The organism is Sphingomonas sp. BK345 (assembly GCF_014193845.1).
In the GTDB taxonomy this organism is placed as follows: Bacteria; Pseudomonadota; Alphaproteobacteria; order Sphingomonadales; family Sphingomonadaceae; genus Sphingomonas.
This window is the reverse complement of record NZ_JACHZX010000002.1, coordinates 88015-111922: the sequence shown is the minus strand read 5'-3', so window position 1 is coordinate 111922 and position 23908 is coordinate 88015. Positions and strand designations below refer to the sequence as shown.

The window sequence follows — 23908 nt, the reverse complement described above, 5'->3', positions numbered from 1 at the left end:
CTCTGTGCCGCGCCGGACGATCGCCGGTGCGGTTCGACAGGATTAGGAACAGCCGGCTGAGTCGATCAAGACCGGTCGCGGACACAAAATCGAAATAAAGAAGGTTGACTCGTCGGCAGCCGCGCAAATGCGTCAGATTTCGCACAAGACACTGTAATCGCTACTTTTTTATGGCGATCTGCCGATCGTATCGGGTGCGAATCGCAGGATTCCCGAGGCTTTTGGAAAGAAGCGTCGACCTGGTCTGGGGAACACCGAAAACGCATACGAAAACGCCCGCCGGGAGCGTCCCGGCGGGCGTTTTCGTAGCGCTGAGAACGCGTTAGATCAGGCGAGCCCGGCCACGCGCTTGGTCAGGCGCGAGAACTTCCGCGCCGCCGTGTTCTTGTGGAGTACGCCCTTGGCCACGCCGCGCGCGATCTCCGGCTGCGCCGCCTGCAGCGCAGTCGCCGCCCCGGCCTTGTCGCCGGCCGCGAGCGCTGCCTCGACCTTCTTCACGAAGGTGCGGATCCGGCCGACGCGGTTACCGTTGACTTCGGCCCGGCGCTCGTTGCGGCGGATGCGCTTCTTGGCTTGCGGCGTGTTCGCCATGAACGTCCTCTGACTGTTTCGAATCGATGAAAAGCAGGGCGGCCGGCAACACCGTCACCCTCGAAGGCGCGGCCCATAGCGCGGGTGCCGTGCAGCGTCAACTGCGCTGGCAGGCCGGGCACCAGAAGGTCGAGCGCCCGCCCTCGGCATAACGATGCACCGTCCCGCCGCAGCCGCACGGCTCGCCCTCTCGGCCATAGACCGCGAACTGCTTGGAAAAATAGCCGAGCTCGCCGTCGGGCCGGGCATAGTCACGCAGGCTCGATCCACCCGCCGCGATCGCGGACTCGAGCACCGCGCCGACCGCCTCGACCAATCGCTCCAGCCGCGACCGCGCGATCCGTCCCGCCGCGCGGCGCGGGTTGATCCGCGCGTGGTACAGTGCCTCGCACACGTAGATGTTGCCGAGGCCCGCGACGACGCGCTGGTCGAGCAGCGCGAGCTTGATCGAGGTCGTCTTCCCCGCCAGTGCGTCGCGCAGATAGTCGGCGGTGAAGGCGGGACCGAGCGGCTCGGGGCCGAGCGGGCCAAACGCGGGGAAGCGCGCCAGCTCGTCGGTGGGCCACAGGTCGACCGAGCCGAAGCGACGCGGATCGTTGAGCGCGAGCCGCCGCCCTGCCCCGGTGTCGATCAGCAAGTGATCGTGCGCGAGCAGCTCGGCCGGATCGACTCGCCAGCGCCCCGACATGCCAAGATGGAAAATCAGCGTGTCACCGCGATCGGTGTCGATCAGCCCGTATTTGGCGCGGCGCGACAGAGCGGTGACCCGCGCGCCGGTGAGCCGCTGGCGCAGCTCGGGCGGAAACGGCCGGCGCAGGTCGCCGCGGCGCGGCTCGACCCGCGCCAGCGTGGCGTCGAGCAGCACCGGGGTGAGCCCGCGCACGGTGGTCTCGACTTCGGGAAGTTCGGGCATATTGGCGATTTAGGCATCGCGCATCGGCGCGACTAGATCGCGCGATCGATGGCGAGATCAGCATGCTCGCCCCCTTCCCTCCCCCCAACGCACGCCCTAGAGCGACGGGCATGAGCGATACCCCCGGCAGCGCCGCCAGCGAGCGCGTGGTCTCCTTCGGTTACGAGGACGTCACCCCGGTCGAGAAGACCGCGCGCGTCCGCGGCGTCTTCTCCAACGTGGCGAGCCGCTACGATCTGATGAACGACGCCATGTCGGGGGGCATGCACCGACTGTGGAAGGACCGCTTCGTGCGCCGCGTGAAGCCGCGCGCGGGCGAGCAGATCCTCGACATGGCGGGCGGCACCGGCGACATCGCGTTCCGGCTGGCGCAGCACGGCGCCGCGGTGACGGTCGCCGACATCAACCCGGAGATGCTCGAGGTCGGCATGCGCCGCGCGCAGCAGCGCGGCATCGACGGCCTGGTGTGGACCGAGGCCAATGCCGAGACGCTAACCTTTCCCGACCGCTTCTTCGACGCCTATACGATCGCCTTCGGCATCCGCAACGTCACCGACATCCCCGCGGCGCTGCGTGAGGCGCATCGCGTGCTGCGCCGCGGCGGCCGTTTCTACTGCCTCGAATTCTCGACCACGCAATGGCCCGGCTTCGCGGAGGTGTACGACGCCTACTCGCACCGCATGGTACCGAAGCTCGGCCAGCTACTCGCCGGCGACTCAGACAGCTACCGTTATCTGATCGAGTCGATCCGCCGCTTCCCCGACATGCCCGCGTTCGAGCGGATGATCGGCGAGGCCGGTTTCGTGCAGACCCGCGTCGAGGCGGTGCTGGGCGGGCTGGTGGCGATCCATAGCGGCTGGAAGATGTGACCTCGCCCATTGTCCACACCTGGCGGCTGCTGAGCTGGGGGCGCACGCTGGCGCGCCACGGCGCGCTGCGTGGGCTCGAGCGCGATCCCAACACGCCGCCGCGGCTGCGCCGGCTGTTGCGGCTCGCGCGGCTCGGCGCGCGCGTGCCCGCGACGCCGCGCTACGCCGACGCCTTCGAGGCGCTGGGGCCAGCGGCGATCAAGTTCGGCCAGACGCTCGCCACCCGCCCCGACCTGGTCGGTGAGGAGGCCGCCCACGATCTCCTTCGGCTGCAGGACTCGATCCCGCCGGTGCCCTACGCAGCGATCTCGCAGGTGATGCGGACCAGCTTCGGTCGGCCGCTCGACACCTTGTTCCGCGAGATCGAGGAGGTGCCGGTCGGCTCGGCCTCGATCGCGCAGGTGCACCGCGCCGTGACCACCGACGGCCGGCGCGTCGCGGTCAAGGTGCTGCGTCCCGGCGTCGAGGAGGATTTCGCGCGCGCGATCGACACCTATGAGTGGGCCGCGGCGCAGATCGAGCCGATGGGCGGCGAGATAGCGCGGCTCCAGCCGCGACTGGTGATCGAGACGTTCAAACGCTGGACCGCGCGCGAGCTCAACTTCACGCGCGAAGCGGCCTCGGCGTCCGAGCTGGCCGAGACGATGACGGCCGAGCCCAAGTTCTTCGTCCCCGCGGTCGACTGGGCGCGTACCACGGGCAAGGTGCTGACGATCGAGTGGATCGACGGCATCAAATTGTCCGATCGGATGGCGCTGATCGAGGCCGGCTACGACCTGCGCGAGCTGGCGCGCGTGCTCGTCCACGCCTTCCTGCGCCAGGCGATCGCCGACGGTTTTTTCCACGCCGACCTGCACCAGGGCAATCTGTTCGCGCTGCCGGGCGACCAGGTCGCGGCGATCGACTTCGGCATCATGGGGCGCATCGACCGGCGCGCGCGCGTGTGGCTCGCCGAGATCCTCTACGGCCTGATCACCGGCAATTACCGTCGCGTCGCCGAGATCCACTTCGAGGCGCAATATGTCCCGGCGCACCACAGCGTTGAGGAGTTCGCCACCGCGCTGCGCGCGGTCGGCGAGCCGATGCGCGGGCTGCCGGTCAAAGACATGTCGATCGGCATGATGCTGGACGGGCTGTTCGGCATCACGCGCGACTTCGACATGGTCACCCAGCCGCACCTGCTACTGCTCCAGAAGACGATGGTGATGGTGGAGGGCGTCGCCACGGCGCTCGACCCCGACATCAACCTCTGGGTCACCGCCGCGCCGCTGGTCGAGGACTGGATCCGCACCGAGCTCGGCCCCGAGGCGGCGATCGCCGACCGGCTGGTCGCCGACGTGCGCACGCTGGCGCGGCTGCCCGAGCTGGTGCGGCGGATCGAGGCGCGCTTCCCCGCACCCGGCGGGGCGCCGCCGCGGCCACCGCTCAAGGAGATCCAGGTGGTGCGCGTCGGCGGGCGCTGGCGCTATGCGCTGGTCGGTGCGCTCGGCCTGGCCGCGGGTGCGGGCGCGATGCTGCTGGCGGCGCCGTGGTGACGCCCGCGCCGCTGCTGCTCGTCGCGCCGACCCGCCTCGGCCGGGTCGAGCGCGGCGCGGCGCGGTGGTGGTGCGCGGCGCTGTTGCTCAGCCTGATCGCGGCGCTCGGCCTATCCGAGACGAGCGCGCGACCCGCCGCCGAACTGCTCCACGACTCGATCGTCGCGGCGATCCGCCACGGTGGCCATTATTACGACACCTTCCGCGACTTGGCCCGCACGGCGCCCGACGGCGAGGACGCGCGCTCGCTGCCGCCGACGCTCGCCGTCGTCAGTGCCGCCGTGCCGAACGCGGCGATGCTGCTGCTGGTCGGCGCCGCGCTCGCCGGGCTGGTCGCGGTCGGCGTGCAACGGCTCGCCGCGCTGTTCGCCGGCGCCGCGGGCCAGGTGCTCGCGGCGCTGCTGCTCGTCGCCGGTACTGCCGCGGTAGCGTTGCTGTGGGAACAGACGCCGCACGCCGGGTGGGCTGCCTTGCTTGCCGCGTATGCCGTGCTGCTGCGCCGCGCCGAGCGCTGGGGCACTGCCGCCGCGCTCGGCTGCGCCGCCGCGGTGATCGATCCCGCCGCGCTGCTCGTGCCTGCGGTGATGGCGATTTTCGCGCTTCACGACGGCAGCGCGCGCGAGACGCTCGGCTGGCTCGTCGCGCTCGCGGTCGGCGGCGCGGTGCTGGGCTGCCACCTGTGGGCGATCGCTGCCGTCGTGCCGCCGGCGGCGGAGACGCTGCCGACGCTTCTCGCCCCGCCCGGCGCGCTGCCGCGACTGCTCGGCGCCGCGCTGCCGGGTGTCGCCCCCGGGCTAGCGGCGGCACTGCTGCTGCTCGCGCTGCTCGGCTGGGCGGCGCTGCCGCGCGCGCTCGGTCCGCGCGTGGTCGCGCTCGTGCTGGCAGGACTTGCCGCCGACGGGCGCGTCGCCGGTCTGCACAGCGCCACGCTCGCCGCCGCGCTGGTCGCCCCCGGGCTCGCGCTCGCGCCCGACGCGATCGCCGATCTGCTGCGGGGCGCGCCGGGACGTCGTCGCATCACGGTGACGAGGGTGACACGATGAGCCGCATCCTGCTGATCGTCGGCGGTGGGATCGCCGCCTACAAGTCGTGCGAGCTGGTGCGCGAGCTGCGTCGCCGCGGCCACCGGGTGCGCTGCGTGCTGACCGAGGGCGGCGCGCATTTCGTCACCGCGATGACGCTCGCCGCGCTGAGCGAGGACAAGGTCTACACCGACCTGTGGGACCTCAAGGACGAGGCCGAGATGGGCCACATCCAGCTGAGCCGCGAGGCCGATCTCGTTGTCGTCGCGCCCGCCACCGCCGACCTGCTCGCGCGCATGGCGGCGGGACTGGCGAACGATCTCGCCACCACGCTGCTGCTCGCCACCGACAAGCCGGTGCTGGCCGCGCCCGCGATGAACGTCCGCATGTGGCTGCACGCCGCGACCCAGCGCAACGTTTCACAGCTGCGTGGCGACGGCATCACGGTGATGGAGCCGGACGAGGGCGCGATGGCGTGCGGCGAGTTCGGTCCCGGCAGGCTGCCCGAGGCGCTGGCGATCGCTGATCGGATCGAGCACGAACTCGCGCCGCGCGCCGCGGGGGTGTTGGCGGGGCGGCACGTGCTGGTCACGGCGGGACCGACGCACGAGCCGATCGACCCGGTGCGCTACATCGCCAATCGCTCGTCGGGGAAGCAGGGGTTCGCGCTCGCCGCGGCGCTCGCCGAGCTCGGCGCGCGCGTCACGCTGGTGGCGGGTCCGGTGGCGCTCGCGACCCCCGCCGGGGTCAATCGGGTCGACGTGGAGACCGCGGCCGAGATGGCGGCGGCGGTCGACGCCGCGCTGCCCGCCGACGTCGCGGTGATGGTGGCGGCGGTGGCCGACTGGCGGGTCGAGCGGGCGGCGGCGCAGAAGCTGAAGAAGGACGGCGCCGCGCCGGCGCCACTCGCGCTGATCGCCAATCCCGACATCCTCGCCGGGCTCGCGACCGATCCACGCCGACCGCGCCTGCTGGTGGGGTTCGCCGCCGAGACCGAGCAGGTCGTCGCGCACGCCACCGCGAAGCGCGCGCGCAAGGGTGCCGACTGGATCGTCGCCAACGACGTCTCCGGCGACGTGATGGGCGGGGATGCCAACGCGGTGCAGCTCGTCACCGCGCAGGGGGTCGAGACCTGGGAGCGCTTGCCCAAGGCGGCGGTCGCGGCGCGGCTGGCGGAGCGGATCGCCGCCGCGCTGGCGGGCTGAGCGCGGCATCTCGCCCTCAGCGAACTGGGAATCACCGTGTTACCTTCTCTCTGCCGTCCGCGTCACTCCTCGAGATAGTGGAAGTAGCGGAAGTCGGCCGGCTGCCCGGTACCCGACATATCCTGGCAGGCCATACCGATGAACGTTCCCGTGAAATTGGGCAGACCGGGCAAGGTGGCCTCGTCGGAGAGCAGGTCTGCGGCGAAGGTCTCGGGTAGCCACGTCCACTCTGCGTCACCCTCGGCACGCACCGCGAAGCGCAGCCGCTCGTGATCCACCTCCGCGCGCAGCGCCACCAGCCCCGAGCCGATCGCGACCGACGCGCTCACCGTACTGACGCCCTCGTCGAGCGGCAGCACCGAGAGCACCTGCGCCAGCCGCTTCCCCGAGTCGTCAACGGTGAGATGGAGGAAGTGGAACTTGGTCGCGTTGTAATAGCAGACCAGGCCCGCGGCCTGCTGGAAATTGGCGGGGGCATAGTCGAGCAGGGTCTCCGCGGCGTAGCGGAAGGCGAGCGGGCGGCGTGCGACCAGCGCCTGGGTGAAGTGGCTGCCGATCGTCTCGCGCCCGTGCAGCCGCAGCCAGCCCGGCCGCGCGGTGAGGCTGAAGATCTGCTCGGGATAGGGCGTCCGCAGCCATTGGAACGCAGGCGGCAACGCCGCGTCGGTGAAATCGTCGCGCTCGCACGCCGGCGCCCGCTCGCCCTCGGCCGTGCCGACCGTGTCGACCGGCAGCGCGTCGCCGTTCAGCGTCCGCAGCCAGCCGTCCTCGCCCCAGCGCATCGGCTGGATCGCGGTCTCGCGCCCCAGCACGCAGCGATCGCTCGCGGGCAGCGGGCGCCCGCAGAGGTAAGTCAGCCAGGTGGTGCCGTCGGGCGCGTCGACCAGGTCGCCGTGGCCGGTCCGCTGCAAGGGCGCATCGGGCCGATCCTTGGCGGTGAGCACCGGGCCGTCGGGATGCGGCTCGTACGGGCCGAACAACGTGCGCGAGCGCGCCATCACCACCGCGTGGTTACGCTCGGTGCCGCCCTCGGCGACGAGGAGATAATACCAGCCGTCGCGCTTGTAGAGGTGGGGCCCCTCGGTGAAGCCCAGCGCGGTGCCGTGGAAGATGAGGCGGCGCCCGCCGATGAGGCGGCCGGCGGCGCGATCCAGCTCCTGCACCACGATCCCGCCGAAGCGGCCGCGGCCGGGACGATGGTCCCACAGCATGTTGAGCAGCCAGCTGCGCCCGTCGTCGTCGTGGAACAAGGCGGGGTCAAAGCCGCTGCTGTTGAGATGGACGGGATCGGACCAGTCGCCGTCGACCCGATCGCTCCACACCCAGAAATTGTGGAAGTCGCGCAGCGACACGCCCGTGGCGCCGCCGACCGTGGTGCGGCCATAGCGCTTCACGTCGGTGTAGACGAGGTGGAAGCGGCCGTCGGCATGGCTGAGGTCCGCGGCCCAGACACCGCAGGAATCGGGGTCGCCGCGCAGGTCGATCTGTGTTGCCCGGTTCAACGGGCGCGCCACCAGCTGCCAGTCGGCGAGGTCGCGCGAATGGTGGATCTGCACGCCCGGGAACCACTCGAAGGTCGAGGTGGCGAGGTAATAATCCGCGCCGACGCGGACGATCGACGGGTCGGGGTTGAACCCGCGCAGGATGGGATTGCGGATGGTCATGACGGCTTTCGGATGTTCGTCCAGAGCAGCGCGGCGCCGACGAGGTCGAGCAGGCCGAGCAGGATGAAGAAGGGCTGGTAGCCGACCTGATCGACCAATGCGCCCAGCACCAGGGTGAAGATCAGCACGCCAAGGTTGGCCGCCGTTCCCGAGATGCCGGTCGCGGTCGCCACCTGGTCTTGTGGAAATAGGTCGGAGACCATCGTGATCACGGTGACCGACAGCGTCTGGTGCGCGAAGCCGCCGAGACAGAGCAGCGCCACCGCCGCCACTGGGCTGGTCACGGTGCCGACGAAGATCATGCCCGTCATCAGCACCGCACCGAGCGTGAAGGCGCCGCGCCGCGCGTCGATCAGGCTCACCCCGCGGCGCTGCAGCCAGGCGACCACCACCGGGCCGAACAGGCAGCCGAGGTCGGCGGCGAGGAAGGGCAGCCAGGCGAACAATGCGATCTGCTTGAGGTCGAAGTGGCGCGCCTGGACGAGGTACAAGGGCATCCACAGCGACAGCATGCCCCACACCGGATCGGCGAGAAAGCGCGCCCCGGCGATCGCCCACAGGTTGCGCCGACGCAGCAGCTCGCCCAGCGGCGGTCGGCGGCGGTGCTGCGCCAGCGCCGCTTCCTGCCCGTCTGCGATCAGCTGTCGCTCGCCCGCCGAGATCAGGCGGTGGCGCGCGGGCGGCGCGTACCACAGCAGCCAGGCGACCACCCACAGCAGCCCCAGCCCACCGGCCACGAAGAAAGCGGCGCGCCAGCTGTGATGAAAGACCGCCCAGGCGACCAGCGGCGGCGCGAACACCGCGCCGAACGACGCGCCAATCTGGTAGATGCCCCCGGCGACGCCGCGCTCGCGCGCGGGGAACCACTCGGCGACGACCTTCATGCCGGCGGGCTGGGCCGAGCCCTCGACCAGCCCGAGCGCGCCGCGCAGACCGGCGAAGCCGAGCCAGCCGGTCGCCAGACCGTGCCCGACGGTGATCAGCGACCATAGCGCCACGAACAGGGTGAAGCCGATCTTCAGCCCGATCACGTCGAGCAGGTACCCCGCCACCGGCTGAAACATGATGCCGAGCTGGAACGCGCCGGTGATCCAGGAATATTGCGCCGAGGAGATCGACTGCTCGGCCATGATCGCGGGCGCGGCGACGCCCAGCACGCTGCGCGCGAGATAGTTGATCACCATCGCGCCGACGAACAGCGCGATGATCGTCCAACGCACATAGGGGAATCGCGCCACCCGCCCTCCTCGGTAACGTTACCAGCAGTGTCGTACGCGGACGGACCCGCCGCTGACAAGCGCTCGCTAGCAGATCGCGGCGCGACCGATACCATTGACGCACCCTCCCGCCGCGAGGCAGGTCGGTCCGCTGGAGGCGCGGTCGGCGGTCGACAGCGCGGAGGCGAGGATCGACGTGCCCCAGCCGAGAGGACGTCGCCGCGGGGTGACGATCATCCATGTGGCCAAACAGGCCGGCGTGTCGCCGATGACGGTCTCGCGCGTGATCAACGGCGATCCGGGCGTGCGCGAGGAGACGCGCGTGCTGGTCAACGCCACCATCCGCGAGCTCAACTACACGCCCAACCTGTCCGCGCGCAGCCTCGTCACCTCGCGCGAGCTGCGCATCGGCGTGATCTATGCCAACCCCAGCGCCGCCTTCATGAGCGGCTTTCTCGCCGGCGTGTTCGAGGAAGCCTCGGCACGCGCGGCGCAGCTGATCCTGCTCAAGGGCAAGCACGGCGGCGTGCCGACCCATGAAGAGATCGAGCAGCTCATCGCCTCCGGGATCGGCGGCGTGATCCTGACGCCGCCGCTGGGCGAGTCGGACGCGGTGCGACAGATCCTGCGCGACGCGGGGCTACCGCTGGCGGTCGTGGCAGGGCGCGTGGCCGATGCCATCTCGGTCGGCATCGACGATCGCCGCGCCGCGCACGACATGACGCGCCACCTGATCGCGCTCGGCCACCGCCGGCTCGGCTTCATCGTCGGCAACCCCGACCAGACCGCCAGCGCCGAGCGGCTGGCCGGCTTCAACGAGGCGGCGCGCGAGGCCGGGGTTGAAACCTGCGTCGCGCAGGGCGACTTCAGCTACGCCTCGGGGCTGGTCGCGGGCGAGCGCCTGCTCGACTCCGCCGCGCCGCCCAGCGCGATCTTCGCCAGCAACGACGACATGGCCGCTGCGGTCGTCTCGGTCGCGCATCGCCGTCACCTCGACGTGCCGCGCGACCTCACCGTCGCGGGCATGGACGACAGCATCGCCGCCACCACTTTGTGGCCGCCGCTGACGACGATTCGCCAGCCGGTGCAGGAGCTCGCGGGCGAGGCGCTGCGGCTGCTGATCGACGAGATGCGCGCGGCGCAGGGCAAGGGGCCGCGCTGCGTCGCGCGCGTGCTCGACCATGTCTTGGTCGAACGCGAATCCACTGCGCCGCCTCTGCACTGAGCGCTCAACGTGCTCCGGCGGACGCCGGAGCCCAGGGTCGCAAGCGCGTCGCTCGCGGCGCTGGGCTCCTACCGTCGCAGGAGCACGGGTGCGTCGAAACGCGTGACACGCTCCCCAGCGTCACTGCCGGCCGCGCGACTCGACGCTATAGCCATGCAACCCCATCGGATAGGGATTGACCGCCACGCGCGTCCCCATCTGCCCTTCCGGGCCGCCGAAGCTGGCGCGGTGCCAGCGGCCCTGTTTGGCGATCAGCACGTCGCCGGGGGCGGCCGCCTTGATCAGCGGTTCACCCTCGATCTGAAGGTCGACGTTGCCCTCCATCACGAACCAGAATTCGTCGTAGCCGACGTGAAAGTGGCCGAGGTTGGAGGAGGGCGGCGTCGGCGTGGCACGACCACGGATGTTGTTCACGAACAGGTGCTGCGTCGCGACGAAGGCGGTGGCGCGCGCGCCGCCCTGGACCACGTCCTTATAGTAATCGAGGTACAAGGGATTGGCCTCGTCGGGCGTGCCCGCCCCGCCCGCCGCCAGCCGCCGCTCGTAGTGGAAGCCACCCACGTCGCGCGGCCGCTCGGTCGTGCTCGCCACCGGATAGAGCGGCATGTCCGTCGCTGCATGGATCTCGAACCACAGAGCGGGCTGATCGCCGACGGTCTCTAACGTGAACGGCACGCGCAGCGGCACGTCGACCTCAAAGCCCTTGCCCGCGACGAAGCTCGGCTGTCCCGCGATCGCAACGCGCAGCCGCCCGCCCCACACGATGATCGCGGTGCGATTGTCGGAATAGGCGACCTCGGTCGTTCGCTTGCCGGCGCCCTGCTGGTGCCAGTCGGCGACGAGATCGCGGTTGCGCACGATCGGCTGCGACCAGTCGCTCGCGCCGCGGTGAAGCGCGAGCACGTCGGCGAGCTTCCACCACGGCCGGTTGGGCGAGTCATAGGCGGCGAAGGGCGTCTTCTTGGGCACCCACATCTCGACCGGCGCGGGCGGCGCCGGGCGCGGCGCCTGCGCAGTGAGGAGCAGCGCCGCGGCGGCTGCAGCGGCGACGCGCGCGCGGCGTCGGGTCAGATGGATCATGGTCGCTCCCCTCCTCTGTCGTGTCACTATGCCGCGGCGACCGCGGTATCTTGGCTCGGCGTGCGCTCGGCGCCGATCAGCCGACGTGGGTCGACGATCGCCCAGGCCGCGATGCCGAGCACCACCACACCCGCGCCGGTGCCGAACGCCGCGGCCCAGCCGTAGCGTGCGGCGATCCACGGCGTCAGCGAGGCGGTCAGCGCACCGCCGACCTGGCAGCCGACGTTCATCAGCCCCGACACGACGCCGGTGTGACGCCCCGCGATGTCCGCGGTGACCGACCAGAAGGAGCTCTGCGACAGGTAGATCGCGCCGCCGCCCAGCGCGAGCGTCAGCACCGCGAGCGGGGCGCTGTCGACCTGCGAGCCGATCAGCAGGAACAAGGCGGTCAGCGCGAAGGACAGCATCGCCAGACCCGATCGCCCCAAGTAGAGGCCGTGCCGCCGCGACACCGCGTCGTTGATCACGCCGCCGGCGAGGCAGCCGACCGTCATCGCCAGGAACGGCGCCATGCCGAAGACAGCGCTCGATTTCAGATCCAGCCCACGCGCTTCGGCGAGATAGATGAAGAACCAGCTGAAGAAGATCCAGATCACGTAACCGAACGCGAAATAGCTGAGGAACAGCCCCCACACCGCGCGGCTCGCCAGAATCGCGCGCCACGGGATCGGACCCGCGGCGTCCTCGGGCTCGCCGGGCAGGCCCGACTCGATGTGCGCCAGCTCGGCCGCGTTCACCGCGGGATGGTCCTGCGGCCGGTCGCGCGCGACCGTGAACCACACGATCGCCGCGACGAGGCCGATCAGTGCGCAGACGTAGAAGGAGGCGCGCCAGCCGCCATAAGCCACGACCGCGCTGATCAGCGGTGGGGTCAGCCCCGAGCCCGCGCCGACGCCCGCGAAGATCAGGCCGTTGGCCTTGCCGCGCTCCTGCGCCGGCACCCAGCGCGAGACGAACTGGTTGCCGGATGGGTAGACCGCCGCCTCGCCGATGCCGAGTCCGAAGCGGACCAGCATCAGCAGCGTGATCGCGTGCGCGCTGCCGGGCGGTACCCAGGCGGTGGCGACGCTGAACACACCCCACCACAGCAAGGCGAGCGTCAGCAGCCGGCGCGGCCCGATCCGCGCCGCGAGCCACCCCGCGGGCACCTGGAACGCGGCATAGCCGATCAGGAAGGCGCTGAAGATCCAGCCGAGCCGGATCTGGTCGATCGCATACTCCTGCCGCATCTGCACGCCGGCGACGGAGATGTTGGTACGATCGAGAAAGGCGATCGCGCTGATGACGAACAGCATCGCCACCAGTCTCACCCGGACGTTGCTGCGCCCCGCTCCCGTCATCACCGCTCTCCCGGACGCACGACGTCGACGCCGCATTATATCCTATATGATTCTGTGTAGAGCCGTTGTAAGCGTGCGTAAAGCCCGGCGAAGTTCGGCGTCAGAAGGGAGAGAAGGGGTGAAGGGGATCGGATCGCTCGCGCGCGGTGCGGCGCTGCTCACGTTGGTGCTGGCGGGCCCCGCGGGTGCGCAGCAGGCGACCGCCCCGCGCCCTCTGGCGGAGCGCATCGGCCACACCGACCCGGCGCGCTACCGGCAGCTCTCAAAGGTGCACGACGGTGCGGGCACCATGGCCTTCGCGCCGCTGCTCGGTGCCGACGCGCTCTCGACCAACCTCATCTTCGTGCACCGCGGCGTGATCGCGCCGCACAGCGGGATCGGGCAGCATTTCCACCACCAGTGCGAGGAGATGTTCGTCATCCTCGACGGGGAGGCACAGTTCACCGTCGACGGCCGCACCACCACGATCGCGGGACCGGCGGCGGTGCCTGATCGCATGGGCCACGCGCACGCGCTGTACAACGCGTCCGACCGCCCAGTGCAGTGGCTCAACATCAACGTCGGCCAGACCAAGCGCTACGACAATCTCGACCTCGGCGACTCGCGCGAGGGCGCCGCGCTCGACCGCGTCGCGCAGTTCGCCGCCGTCAGGTTCGATCGCGACAGGCTCAAGCTGCAGGGCGCGGTGCGCATGCGCCGGCTGCTCGGGCCCGAGGTCTTCACGACGCCCTGGGCGTTCGTCGACCATGTGCTGGTGCCCCCCGGCGCCGCGCTCGACGGCGCCGCCGCGCCCGGCATCAGCGAGATGGTCTATGTCATGGCCGGCGCGGGCGAGGCGCAGGTCGCCGGTGAGCGAGCGCCGCTGCGCGCCGGCGACGCGCTGCCGGTCGAGGTCGGCGCCGCGCGTACGCTGCGCGCCACCGGTGCCGCGCCGCTCGAACTGATGGTGGTCGGCGTCGCGCGCGATCTCGCCGCCAAGGCCGCCTACGCCGCTTCGCTTCCCCCCCGCTGACTCCCGGAAAGGACCTGCCGATGCAACGCCGCTCGCTCCTGCACCTGATCGCCGCGCTCGGCGCCGGCTCGGCCTTGCCCGGCGCCGCACGCGCCGCCGCGCCGACGCGGAAGCCGATCGTGCTCTACTGCGACCTCGCGGTCGATCCGGCGCGCGAGAAGGAGATGCTCGACGCCTTCCACCAGCATTTCCTCCCCGCGGCGCAGAGCTTCCGCGGGCGCGGGTTCATCGACCTGAAGATGCTCAAGCTTCGAACGGTGATCCAGGGCCAGCCCGCGCCGCCCGCCGGGGTGAATTATCGCTTCCAGCTCACCTATGAGAGTGAGGAGCAGCGCCAGGTGTGGATCCGCTCGGACGTGCACCAGCGCAACTGGCCGCTGATCGAGCGCACCGTGCTCAACCGCGACTATCTCGTCCTGCTGACCGATGCGGTATGAGCATGCGGACCGCCCCCCTGCTCGCGGCCGCGCTGCTCGCACCGCTCGCGCTCCACGCCCCCATCGCCGCCGCCCAAGAGGCGGGTCCGCGAGTCGAACGGCTCGACCCTTCGCTCGACGCGGTGATCACGCCGGGCACGAAGGTCGAGCGAGTCGCGACCGGCTTCGGTTTCACTGAGGGTCCGCTGTGGCACGACGGCCGCCTATGGTTCTCCGACGTCAGCGGCGACACGCTGCGCGCCGTCGACCCGGCCGGCCATGTCGAGGAGTTGATCGCCAACGCCGGCGGCCTGCCCGACCCACCCGCGGGCAAGAGCATCGGCCCCAACGGGATGGTGCCCGACCGCGACGGCAGCGTGCTGATGGCGCAGATGGGCGCGCGCCGCATCGTGCGCGTCGGCGCCGACCGCCGCGTCACACCGTTAATCGCCGACTATCTCGGCAAACGGCTCAACAGCCCTAACGATCTCGTCTTCGCCGCCGATGGCGCGCTGTGGTTCACCGACCCGCCGTTCGGGCTGTACAACGGGATGGACAGTGATCCGGCCAAGCAGCTGCCGTACAACGCGGTGTTCCGCTACGCCGGCGGCACCCTGACGCCGGTGATCACCGACCTCAAGCTCCCCAACGGTATCGGCTTCTCGCCGGACGGCCGCACCTTGTACGTCACCGATTACGGCCCCCCAGGCATGATCTACGCCTACGATGTCGGGCGCGGCGGAAGGCTCTCGCGGCGACGGGTGCTGATCAGCTTCCCCGCGGGCGGAGCCGGCGGCGCCGACGGGCTCAAGGTCGATCGCCGCGGCAACGTCTGGGCGACCGGGCCGGGCGGCATCCGCGTGATCTCGCCCGGGGGGAAGGTGCTCGGCCGTATCGTACTGCCCGAGGTCGCCGCCAACCTCGCTTTCGCGGGTGACGGGCACACGCTGTACATCACGGCCTCGACGAGCGTGTACCGGCTCCGCACGACCGTGGCGGGGGTGCTGCCGCGCTTCGCTCGGTAGCGAGCGGCGGCCCCCCTACTGCCTGTCTCAAACCGTCGCCCCACGTTAGCGTCATCCTGAACTGGATTCAGGATCCACCCGTCCGCACACTCAAGCACCAAGGCGCTCGCGCAACAGTGGATCCTGAGATAAGCTCAGGATGACGCCGGCGTTGGCTAAGCAAGTATCCCCGCAGGGATGCCTCCACGGCTGAGACGTCGTCGTCTTTCAATGTCCCGTCGCGCCGGCCTTTTTGTCGGTCGCCAGGTTGGCAACGAGATAGTCGCTCATCACCTTCTGCTCCTCGGGCGAGAGCTCCGCACCGCGATCGATCATCGACTGAACCAGCGCTGGCCACTCGGCCGCGGTCTTGTGCGCGGCGAAGACCTGGTTGGTGGTGTGGCAGAAGCCGCAGCGCTCGTTGATCAGGTCGAGCCCCGGGCCCGGCGCGGGCGCAGCGGCCGGCGTGGCGGGCTGCTGCGCCGCCAGCGCCACCGCGCCGAGCAGCGCGGTACCGGCGAAGGCGGCGCAGCCGGCGGCGAGGCGGACGATCGGGTCGATACGCGTCATGGCAGGCATCCTCAGCGGACCGCGAAGGCGACCACTTGGTCGCTGGTCGCGGGTTGGAAGGCGAAGCCGCCGGTCGCCACCGCGGCGACCATCTGACGACCGTCGGCGGCGCGATAGGTCATCGGCGTGCCGTAGTTGGAGGCGGGCAACGGTGCCGACCAGAGTAGCGCGCCGCTCTTGGTCTCGAAGGCGCGGATCGTGGCATCGCGCGTCGCGCCGATGAAGGTCAGCCCGCTCGCGGTGGTGATCGGCCCGCCCGCGCTGATCACGCCGTTCGCGGCAAAGGCGGGATCGTCGTTCTTGCCGAGCACCTTGCGCCACGCCACCGCGCCGGTGTCGACGTTCACCGCGACCAGCTCGCCCCACGGCCCCTTCTGGCAGGGATTGCCGGTCTCCTTGTCCTGAAAGTAGGCGTAGCCCGCCTTCATTCCCCAACTGCCGTCGGGCTGCTGCGCGAGCTGCTGCGGGCTGGCGAGATTGTTGACGTTGATCACGTACAGCCCGCTCTTCGGATCGAACGCGCCCCCGCCCCAATCGACCCCACCGAGGCTGCCGGGGAAGAAGTTGACCGCGCTGTCGGCGCGCAGGGGCTGGAACGGTCGGCTCGGCGCGATCGTCAGCTCGGCGACCAGCTTCTCGCACGCGACGCGGTGCGCGGGCGGACCGTCGATCAGGTCGGAAGCGGCGTAGCTGGTGCGTGCCAGGGGGGGCGGGGTGACCGGCATCGGCTGGGTCGGCCAGGGTTGCTCGCCGGGGACGTCGGTGTCGGTCGGGACCGGCACCTCGCGCACGTCGTACAGCGGCTTGCCGGTGACGCGGTCGAGGATGAACATCGTTGCGGTCTTGTTCATCACCGCGATCGCGGGGATCGTGCGGCCGCCGCGGCGCACCTCGATCAGCGTCGCGGTGGGCAGGTCGACGTCCCAGATGTCGTGGTGGACGGTCTGAAAATGCCAGAGGTACTTGCCCGTGCCCGCCTCCACCGCGACGATCGAGTTGCCGTACAGGTTCTGCCCCTTGCGGTCCCCGCCCCAGCGATCGAAGGTCGGCGCGCCGACGGGCAGGTAGGCGATGCCGCGCTTGTCGTCGACGAGCACGAAGGTCCAGACGTTCACTCCCGAGCGCTTCTGCCAGCTGTCGCCCTCCCAGGTGCCGAAGTTCGGCTCGCCCGGCTGCGGGATGGTGTGGAAGGTCCAGAGCAATTTGCCGGTGCGCGCGTCCCATCCGCGCACATCGCCGGCCGCCCCCTTGACCGGCATCTCCTGCACGCGCGAGCCCGTGATGATGACGTCGCGGTAGATCGCGGGCGGGCTGCTCATGCCGAGCGGCGCCCGCGTGCCGTTCATCACCTCGGGCGTCTTCATGTCGACGATCCCCGCGGTGCCGAAGCCGGCGGCGGGCTGACCCGTGGCGGCGTCGAGCGCGATCAGCTTGCCGCTGCGCGTGCCGAAGACGATCCGCGCGCCCGTCGCCTTCCCTCCAGGCCAATAAGCGACCCCGCGGGTCGAGGCCTGGTCGTTGCCGGGCAGCTGGAACACCCAGCGCTCGGCACCGGTGGCGGCGTCGAGCGCGACCACGCGCTTGTACGGGGTGGCGAGGTACATAACACCCTTCACCACCAGCGGCGTCGCTTCCGACGCAGAGAAGCCGGTGCGGAACTTGGCGGGGACGCTATCGGGCATCGGGATCGCCTCGCCGGTCGTACCGGCAGGACGCATGTGGTAGGTCCACACCTGCCGCATCTTGGCAACGTTCGCCGGCGTGATCTCGGCCAGCGGCGAGTGACGCGCATGGCTCTCGTCACGCCCATAGCCCTGCCAGTCGCCCTTGGCCTGCGCGAACACCGGAGCGCTTGCGCCCGACACTAGTGCCGCCGCCGTCAGCATCGTCCCCGCCCGCACGACGCGCTTCTCAGGGCGCTTGATCCTGCTCGCCACGCTCCGCTCTCCCAATCGGCAACATTGCGTTCCGCGCCGAGCGGCCACAACGTTGTCCTGTCATTTCAGGGGTGCTAGCAAGCCGCGCGATCCTATACAATATGATCTGTAGCGGATCGGCGCGGACCGAGGCCGCGTCACGCGTAAGGAGAGAGACATGCCGGACTTGCCGCTGAAGGGCCTGAGAGTGCTCGATATCTCGCAGGTAATGGCGGGGCCGTTCTGCTGCATGCTGCTCGGCGACATGGGTGCCGACGTGATCAAGATCGAACCGCCGCGCACCGGCGATTCGACCCGCCACTCGATGGGCTTCCGGCTCAAGGGCGAGGACAGCCCCGGCTTCCTCGCGCTCAACCGCAACAAGCGCAGCATCACGCTCGACCTCAAGGACGAGGCCGACCGGGCAGTGCTCTACGCCTTGGTGCAGACCGCCGACATCGTGGTCGAGAACGCACGCCCCGGCGTCGCGCAGCGGCTCGGCATCGACTATGACACGCTCGCCGCGCTCAACCCGCGGCTGATCTACGCCAGCATCTCCGGCTTTGGGCAGACCGGCCCCTGGGCGCAGCGCCCCGGCTTCGACCTGATCGCGCAGGCGATGTCGGGCGTGCTCAGCTCCAACGGCTTCCCGGGCATGGAGCCGGCCAAGAACTCGATCGCGGTGGCCGACCTCGGCGCGGGGCTCTTCTCGGTCTACGGCATCCTCAGCGCGGTGATCGGACGGCAGGCGTCGGGCCAGGGGCAGTATATCGACGCGTCGCTGCTCGAGGCCGCGATGGGGCTCTCGATCTGGGAGACGACCGAATATTGGGGCACCGGCCGCGCGCCCACGCCGATCGGCTCGGCCAACCGGATGTCCGCTCCCTATCAGGCGGTGCGCGCGTCGGACGATTGGTTCGTGATCGGCGCGGCGAACCAGGGCCTGTGGCTCAAGCTGCTCCAGGTGATCGGCCGTCCCGAGCTGCAGGAGGACGAGCGCTACGCCACCAACGCCGCGCGTGTGGCGAACCGCGAGGCGCTGATCGAGGAGCTGGCGCCGACCTTCGTGACGCGCACCAGCCAGGAGTGGATCGACGCGCTGCTCACCGCCGGCGTGCCCGCCGCGCCGATCCTCGACTATGGCGAGGCGGTGGCGAGCGAGCAGGCGGTCGCGCGCGACATGGTGATGCAGGTGCCGCACCCGGTCGAGGGCGAGTTCCGCGCGCTCGGCTTCCCGGTGAAGATGCGCGGCACACCGCAGGAGGTGCGCCTGCCCCCACCGCTGCTCAACGAGCATGACGACGAGATCCGCCGCGAGCTGGCCGAGCGCGGGCTGCTGCCCGCGACGACCGAGGCGATGGCGTGAGCGGGATCGTCGTCACGCGTGACGGTGACGCGGTCCATGTCCGCTTCGACAACCCGGCCGCGCACAACGCGCTGACCGGCGCGATGTGGCTCGCGCTGCGCGACGCCGCGCGCGCGGTCGCCGCCGATCCCAGCGTGCGGGTGGTCACCTTTCGCGGCACCGGCGGGAAGGCATTCATCTCGGGCACCGACATCACCAAGTTCGCGGACTATGCCGAGGGCGCGCAGGGTGTCGCGTATGAGCGCGAGATCGACGAGTGCATGGGCGCGATCGACGCCTTGCCGTGCACCACCATCGCGGTGGTGGAAGGCTGGGCGGTCGGCGGCGGGCTCAACATCAGCTCGGCGTGCGACTTCCGCGTGGCGACCCCCGACGCGCGCTTCGGCTCGCCGATCGGGCGGACGATCGGCAACTGCCTTTCCGCCGCGAGCCTGGCGCGGATCGGCGGGGCGGTGGGCGTGGCGGTGGCGCGGCGGATGGTGCTGCTCGGCGAGATCGTCGGGGCGGAGGAGCTCCGCGCGAGCGGCTTCCTGCTCAAGGTGGTGGAGCGCGACGCGCTCGACGCCGAGGTGGCGACCTTGTGCGCGCGCGCCGCGGAGAACGCGCCGCTGACGACTCGCGTGACGAAGGAAACGCTGCGGCGGATGACGTTCGACGGCCTGCCCACGATCGAACCGCTGATCGAGCAGGTGTACGGCAGCGCCGATTTCCGGCGCGGCGTAGCGGACTTTCTGGCGAAGACCAAGCGTGTACCGGCGTGGACAGGGGAGTGAGGGGCGGTCCGAAATCCTCCCCGCTCGCCGGGGGGGACCAGCCGCAGGCTGGTAGACGGGGCTCTCCGCGCACGCACCGGCTCGTCTGTGGAAGCCCCCTCCACCACGCCCTCCGGGCGCGGTCCCCCTCCCCGTGCCGGGGAGGATTTCGCCCCTACCCCACCGGCTTGGGCGCGATCACGATTCCGGCGGCCATCGGCTGGCTCGGCGGGAGCGGCAGCTTGCCCGCGGGGAAGCCGTTGACCTCGAAGATATAGGCCTGAATGTCGGCGACGGTCTTCCCGGGCAGACTGCCGGGCGCGCTCAGCGGCATCGTCGTCTTGATGCGCGAGAACAGGTCACCCGCCGACGTGCCGTTCCAATTGTTGAGGAAGCCGCCCCCCACCAACGCGGGCGCGACGTCGATGCCGGCAAGCGTATCGCCGTGGCAGGCGGCGCAATTCTCGGCATAGGCCACCTTCCCGCGCGCGGCCTGCTCGGCGGTGTAGACGCCGTTCCACACGTCGCGCTGGCCGCCCTGCGCGCGCACCACAACCGCGCTGCCGAACGCCAGCGCCGCCGCGCCGAGCGCCCAGAGGCCATATCGCGTTGTCCGCTCCATCATCACGCTACTCCCGGCAGTCGGTAGGCGACCAGCTCCGCGCTGGCATTGCCGCCGCCCGTGGCGACGACGATATACTGGCGTCCCTTGAGACGATAGGTCATCGGCGAGCCGCTCTGCGGCGCGGTCATGTACACCGCACCCTTCTCCTCGCCGGTGGCCTTGTCATAGGCCCGCAGCATCGCGCCGCGCAGGCCATATTCGTTGGTGTAGAAGCCCGCCTCGCCGCAGATCACCAGCGTCTTGGTGACGAGCGGCCCGAGATTGCCGGCCCGGCCCGTGCGCGGGATCTTGAGCCCCTTTAGCGCTGGATGGTTGCGCACGTTGTCGGGCGTCTCGCCGTGCGCGACCTGCCAGGCGAGGTCGCCCTTGCTGAGGTCGATCGCGGTGATCCGGCCGTAGGGCGGCTTGAGCAGCGGCAGGCCGTCGACGGCGAGGAAGCCGGGCGGCGGGCCCTTGGACGTGCCCGCGGGCTTGCCGCCCGCCGGGGCGCCCGCCGGGGGCGCCTCCAGGTTGCGCATCCTCGGGCCGCCGGCGCCCATCGCCGGCATCGCGCGCGCCTCGCGCCCGGCGACGCCGTGGACCTGCGGGAACTCGGACACCTTGGGATCGGCATTGGGCACGATCCCCATCAGCGAGGGCTGCGTCTTGGAATAGACGTAGACCATGTGCGTCTCCGGGTCGTAGCAGCCGCCCGGCCAGTTGGTCCCGCCCTGGACGCCGGGCGCCGAGATCGTGCCCCAGCGCCCCGGCTTGCTCACCGTCGGCGGCGTGAAGAGCGGGCCGATCTTGTAAGACTTCACGAACTCGACGGCCTTGGCGCGGAGCGCCGGGGTGAAGTCGATCAGGTCGTTCTCGCTCACGCCCTGCACGTCATAGGCGGGCGGCTTGGTCGGGACCGGCTGGGTCGGGCTGTACCATTCGCCGGGCACGTCGCCGCGCTCCACCTTGCGCTCGACGATCGGCCAGATCGGCTTGCCCGTCTCGCGGTCGAGCACATAAAGGAACGCCTGCTTGGTCGGCTGCGCGAGCGCCTTGACGGTACGTCCCCCCACCGGGATGTCGCACAGGATCGGCGCGCAGGGCACGTCGCGGTCCCACAGGCCGTGGTGGACGAACTGATAGTGCCAATGGCGCTGTCCGGTCTCGAGGTCGAGCGCCACCAGCGACTCACCGAACAGCGCGTTGCCGCGGCGGAACATGCCCATCTCGTCACCGGTCGGCAGCTCGACCGGGACATAGATCAGCCCGAGCTCCTCGTCGGCGGACATCTCGGCCCAGGCACCGCCGTTACCCGCCTCGTCGGCGTCGCCGTTGAGCCAGGTGTCGTAGCCGAACTCGCCCTTCTTCGGAATCGTGTGGAAGATCCACTTGCGCTTGCCGGTGCGCACGTCGAAGCCGCGGATATAGCCCTTCACGTTCTTGCGCACCGCCGGCACGTCGCCCGCGGTATGCGCCGCGCCGACCACCACCGTGTCGCGCGCCACCATGGGCGTGGCGTGGAGGCCGACGTCGGCGGTGTCGACGTCGAGCTCCTGGTCGAAATCCTTCTTCAAGTCGACAATGCCGTTGGTGCCGAAGTTCGGATCGGGGATGCCCGTGTTCGCGTCGAGCGAGACCAGCTGGTAGCCGATCGTAACGTAGAGAATCCGCTCGATCTTCCCGTCGGTCCAGTAGGATACGCCGTGGCCGGAGAGCTGGCGCGGCGAGTTGAGCGCGCGCTGGCCCTCGTCAAGGCGGTGCATCCACAGCAGCTCGCCGGTCGCGGCGTCGAGCGCGACGCAGTCGCGGCGCGAGCCGGCGGGAAGGAACAGCCGGCCCTTCACCAGCAGCGGGGTCGGCTCGAACTGATACTCCTTGCGCGCGCCGAAGACGTCGGTCTTGACGCTCCAGGCGATCTCGAGGTCATTGAAATTCTCGGCGTTGATCTGGTCGAGCGGCGAGTAACGCGTGTTCGCCTTGTCCGCGGCGTAGCTGCGCCACTCGGTGTCGGGCGGCGGCGCGTCCGCGTCCTGCATCGGCGCCGCTAGCGCCGCCGGGTCGATCGCCAGGATCAGCGCCGAGGCGGCGGTGCCCGCCAGCAGGTGGCGGCGGGTGAGACCGGGAATGCTCACCACGTCACCGCGATATATTTCGCCTCGCAATATTCGAGCAGGCCGTGGTGCGAGCCTTCGCGCCCGAGCCCGCTCTGCTTCATGCCGCCGAACGGCGCCGCGGCGTCCGACACCAGCCCGCGGTTGACCGCGACCATGCCGCACTCGATCCGCTCGGCCACCGCGAGCGCGCGCTTGAGATCGGCCGAGTATACATAGGCGGCGAGCCCGTATTCGGTATCGTTGGCGAGCGCGACCGCCTCGTCGGCGGTGTCGAACGCGGTCACCGCTGCGACGGGGCCGAACACCTCCTCACGCAGGATCTCGGAGCCTGGCTTGATGTCCGCGATTACCGAGGGCGGGTAGAAATAGCCGTCGCCGGCGGGGGTCTCACCGCCCAACTCGACGCGTGCGCCCTTGGCGACCGCGTCGGAGACGAGCCGCTCGATCTTGTCGACCGCCTTGCGGTTGATCATCGCGCCGCACTGCGTGGCGGGATCGGTCCCGGCGCCGACCTTCAGCGCGCCCATGCGCTCGACCAGTTTGGCCACGAAGGCGTCGTGGATGCCGCGCTGGACGTAAAAGCGGTTCGCCGCGGTGCAGGCCTCGCCGGCGTTGCGCATCTTGGCGACCATTGCGCCCTCGATCGCGGCGTCGAGGTCGGCGTCGTCGAACACCACGAAGGGCGCGTTGCCGCCGAGCTCCATCGACGAGCTGATCACCTGGTCCGCCGCCTCGCGCAGCAGCACGCGGCCGACCTGGGTGGAGCCGGTGAAGGAGAGCTTGCGCACGCGCGGGTCGTGCAGGATGGCGCTGCATACCGGGCCGGGCTGGCTGGTGGTGACGACGTTGACCACGCCCGCGGGGACGCCCGCGCGGCGCATGATCTCGGCCACCGCGAACGCGGTCAGCGGCGTCTCGGCGGCCGGCTTGAGGATGCAGGTACAGCCCGCCGCCAGCGCGGGCGCGATCTTGCGCGTCGCCATCGCCGCGGGAAAATTCCACGGCGTGATCAGCAGCGCGATGCCGATCGGCTGGTACTGCACCATGATGCGGTTCCCGCCCGCGGGCGAGGTCCCCAGCTCACCGGGGATCCGCACCGCCTCCTCGGCGTACCAGCGGAAGAATTCGGCGGCATAGGCCACCTCGCCGCGCGCGTCAGTCAGTGCCTTGCCGTTCTCGCGCGAGATCAGCTGCGCCAGCCACTCCTGCTGCGCCATCATCGCGTGGAAACAGGCGAGCAGCACGTCGGCGCGCTTGCGCGGCGCTGTCGCGGCCCAGTCCGCCGCAGCGGCAGCGGCGGCGTCCACCGCGGCGATCCCCTCCTCCACCGCGGCGTCGGCCACCTCGGTGAGGGTCGCGCCGGTGGCGGGATCGTCGACCGCAATGGTCGCGCCGCTCGCGGCAGCGGTCCAGCGCTCGCCGATCAGCAGGCCGGTGGGGATAGCGAACGGGCCGTCGCCCGGCGGAGTGTAGCTGGTCATCGGAGGCGTCCC

Annotated in this window: 21 protein-coding genes; 10 read left to right on the top strand and 11 right to left on the bottom strand. The window is 70.5% G+C overall.

Features of this window, described 5'->3' with window-relative positions; translation table 11 throughout:
* Positions 1-327: 327 nt before the first annotated feature.
* Together rpsT and mutM are read right to left on the bottom strand one after the other, a co-directional pair.
* Positions 328-591 carry a 30S ribosomal protein S20 gene (gene rpsT, locus FHY03_RS05685; RefSeq protein ID WP_132909366.1) on the bottom strand — a complete coding sequence of 88 codons (264 nt, stop codon included), beginning with the start codon at positions 589-591 and terminating at the stop codon, positions 328-330.
* Positions 592-688: 97 nt separating this feature from the next.
* On the bottom strand, positions 689-1504 hold the full coding sequence (mutM, locus tag FHY03_RS05680) for a bifunctional DNA-formamidopyrimidine glycosylase/DNA-(apurinic or apyrimidinic site) lyase (protein ID WP_183920900.1): 816 nt from the start codon (positions 1502-1504) through the stop codon (positions 689-691).
* A gap of 110 nt (positions 1505-1614) precedes the next feature.
* On the opposite strand from mutM, the gene FHY03_RS05675 reads away from it, so the two are divergent.
* The 4 genes from FHY03_RS05675 to coaBC are packed head-to-tail and all read left to right on the top strand — an operon-like array spanning position 1615 to position 6135.
* Positions 1615-2373 carry a class I SAM-dependent methyltransferase gene (locus FHY03_RS05675; RefSeq protein ID WP_183929390.1) on the top strand — a complete coding sequence of 253 codons (759 nt, stop codon included), beginning with the start codon at positions 1615-1617 and terminating at the stop codon, positions 2371-2373.
* On the top strand, positions 2370-3908 hold the full coding sequence (gene ubiB / locus FHY03_RS05670) for a 2-polyprenylphenol 6-hydroxylase (protein WP_183929388.1): 1539 nt from the start codon (positions 2370-2372) through the stop codon (positions 3906-3908). The genes FHY03_RS05675 and ubiB overlap by 4 nt, the downstream gene beginning before the upstream one ends.
* Positions 3905-4951 (top strand): hypothetical protein, encoded by a 1047-nt coding sequence (locus tag FHY03_RS05665; protein ID WP_183929386.1) that lies wholly within the window; start codon positions 3905-3907, stop codon positions 4949-4951. Before ubiB ends, FHY03_RS05665 begins: the two co-directional genes overlap by 4 nt.
* A complete protein-coding gene (coaBC, locus tag FHY03_RS05660) occupies positions 4948-6135 on the top strand; it encodes a bifunctional phosphopantothenoylcysteine decarboxylase/phosphopantothenate--cysteine ligase CoaBC (RefSeq protein ID WP_183929384.1) in 1188 nt (395 codons plus the stop codon). The genes FHY03_RS05665 and coaBC overlap by 4 nt, the downstream gene beginning before the upstream one ends.
* A 62-nt stretch (positions 6136-6197) precedes the next feature.
* Here the strand turns inward: coaBC and FHY03_RS05655 are convergent, their stop codons facing one another.
* Positions 6198-7799: a glycoside hydrolase family 43 protein gene (locus FHY03_RS05655; RefSeq protein WP_183929382.1), complete on the bottom strand. Its 1602-nt coding sequence runs from the start codon at positions 7797-7799 to the stop codon at positions 6198-6200.
* Positions 7796-9037, bottom strand: coding sequence for an MFS transporter (locus FHY03_RS05650; RefSeq protein WP_311721320.1), 1242 nt, complete (start codon positions 9035-9037; stop codon positions 7796-7798). Before FHY03_RS05650 ends, FHY03_RS05655 begins: the two co-directional genes overlap by 4 nt.
* A 205-nt stretch (positions 9038-9242) precedes the next feature.
* Here FHY03_RS05650 and FHY03_RS05645 point away from each other — a divergent pair, with 205 nt between their 5' ends.
* Entirely contained in the window at positions 9243-10241 is a 999-nt protein-coding gene (locus FHY03_RS05645) for a LacI family DNA-binding transcriptional regulator (RefSeq protein WP_311721319.1), read from the top strand.
* A 120-nt stretch (positions 10242-10361) separates the two neighbouring features.
* On the opposite strand, the gene FHY03_RS05640 is transcribed toward FHY03_RS05645, so the two are convergent.
* Both FHY03_RS05640 and FHY03_RS05635 read right to left on the bottom strand, forming a co-directional pair.
* Positions 10362-11321 carry a cupin domain-containing protein gene (locus tag FHY03_RS05640; RefSeq protein ID WP_183920907.1) on the bottom strand — a complete coding sequence of 320 codons (960 nt, stop codon included), beginning with the start codon at positions 11319-11321 and terminating at the stop codon, positions 10362-10364.
* Between the two features lie 26 nt (positions 11322-11347).
* Positions 11348-12661 carry an MFS transporter gene (locus tag FHY03_RS05635; protein WP_183929380.1) on the bottom strand — a complete coding sequence of 438 codons (1314 nt, stop codon included), beginning with the start codon at positions 12659-12661 and terminating at the stop codon, positions 11348-11350.
* A 118-nt stretch (positions 12662-12779) separates the two neighbouring features.
* On the opposite strand from FHY03_RS05635, the gene FHY03_RS05630 reads away from it, so the two are divergent.
* The 3 genes from FHY03_RS05630 to FHY03_RS05620 are packed head-to-tail and all read left to right on the top strand — an operon-like array spanning position 12780 to position 15114.
* A complete protein-coding gene (locus tag FHY03_RS05630; protein ID WP_311721318.1) occupies positions 12780-13673 on the top strand; it encodes a cupin domain-containing protein in 894 nt (297 codons plus the stop codon).
* Positions 13674-13693: 20 nt separating this feature from the next.
* The gene (locus FHY03_RS05625; RefSeq protein ID WP_183929376.1) at positions 13694-14110 is read left to right on the top strand and encodes a hypothetical protein; all 417 of its coding nucleotides are present in this window, start codon (positions 13694-13696) and stop codon (positions 14108-14110) included.
* 2 nt (positions 14111-14112) lie between these two features.
* The gene (locus tag FHY03_RS05620; protein ID WP_260158733.1) at positions 14113-15114 is read left to right on the top strand and encodes an SMP-30/gluconolactonase/LRE family protein; all 1002 of its coding nucleotides are present in this window, start codon (positions 14113-14115) and stop codon (positions 15112-15114) included.
* Positions 15115-15321: 207 nt separating this feature from the next.
* Here FHY03_RS05620 and FHY03_RS05615 read toward each other — a convergent pair whose 3' ends face one another.
* The gene (locus FHY03_RS05615; RefSeq protein WP_260158732.1) at positions 15322-15663 is read right to left on the bottom strand and encodes a hypothetical protein; all 342 of its coding nucleotides are present in this window, start codon (positions 15661-15663) and stop codon (positions 15322-15324) included.
* 11 nt (positions 15664-15674) lie between these two features.
* Positions 15675-17600 (bottom strand): PQQ-binding-like beta-propeller repeat protein, encoded by a 1926-nt coding sequence (locus FHY03_RS05610; RefSeq protein WP_311721317.1) that lies wholly within the window; start codon positions 17598-17600, stop codon positions 15675-15677.
* A gap of 157 nt (positions 17601-17757) precedes the next feature.
* Here FHY03_RS05610 and FHY03_RS05605 point away from each other — a divergent pair, with 157 nt between their 5' ends.
* Positions 17758-18945, top strand: coding sequence for a CaiB/BaiF CoA-transferase family protein (locus FHY03_RS05605; protein ID WP_183929374.1), 1188 nt, complete (start codon positions 17758-17760; stop codon positions 18943-18945).
* Positions 18942-19718 carry an enoyl-CoA hydratase gene (locus FHY03_RS05600; RefSeq protein WP_183920913.1) on the top strand — a complete coding sequence of 259 codons (777 nt, stop codon included), beginning with the start codon at positions 18942-18944 and terminating at the stop codon, positions 19716-19718. Before FHY03_RS05605 ends, FHY03_RS05600 begins: the two co-directional genes overlap by 4 nt.
* A gap of 154 nt (positions 19719-19872) precedes the next feature.
* On the opposite strand, the gene FHY03_RS05595 is transcribed toward FHY03_RS05600, so the two are convergent.
* The 3 genes from FHY03_RS05595 to FHY03_RS05585 are packed head-to-tail and all read right to left on the bottom strand — an operon-like array spanning position 19873 to position 23896.
* Complete coding sequence (locus tag FHY03_RS05595) at positions 19873-20322, bottom strand: c-type cytochrome (RefSeq protein ID WP_260158731.1); 450 nt, start codon at positions 20320-20322, stop codon at positions 19873-19875.
* Positions 20322-22436 carry a PQQ-binding-like beta-propeller repeat protein gene (locus FHY03_RS05590; protein WP_311721316.1) on the bottom strand — a complete coding sequence of 705 codons (2115 nt, stop codon included), beginning with the start codon at positions 22434-22436 and terminating at the stop codon, positions 20322-20324. Before FHY03_RS05590 ends, FHY03_RS05595 begins: the two co-directional genes overlap by 1 nt.
* Positions 22430-23896: an NAD-dependent succinate-semialdehyde dehydrogenase gene (locus FHY03_RS05585; RefSeq protein ID WP_260158730.1), complete on the bottom strand. Its 1467-nt coding sequence runs from the start codon at positions 23894-23896 to the stop codon at positions 22430-22432. The genes FHY03_RS05590 and FHY03_RS05585 overlap by 7 nt, the downstream gene beginning before the upstream one ends.
* Positions 23897-23908 lie beyond the last annotated feature (12 nt).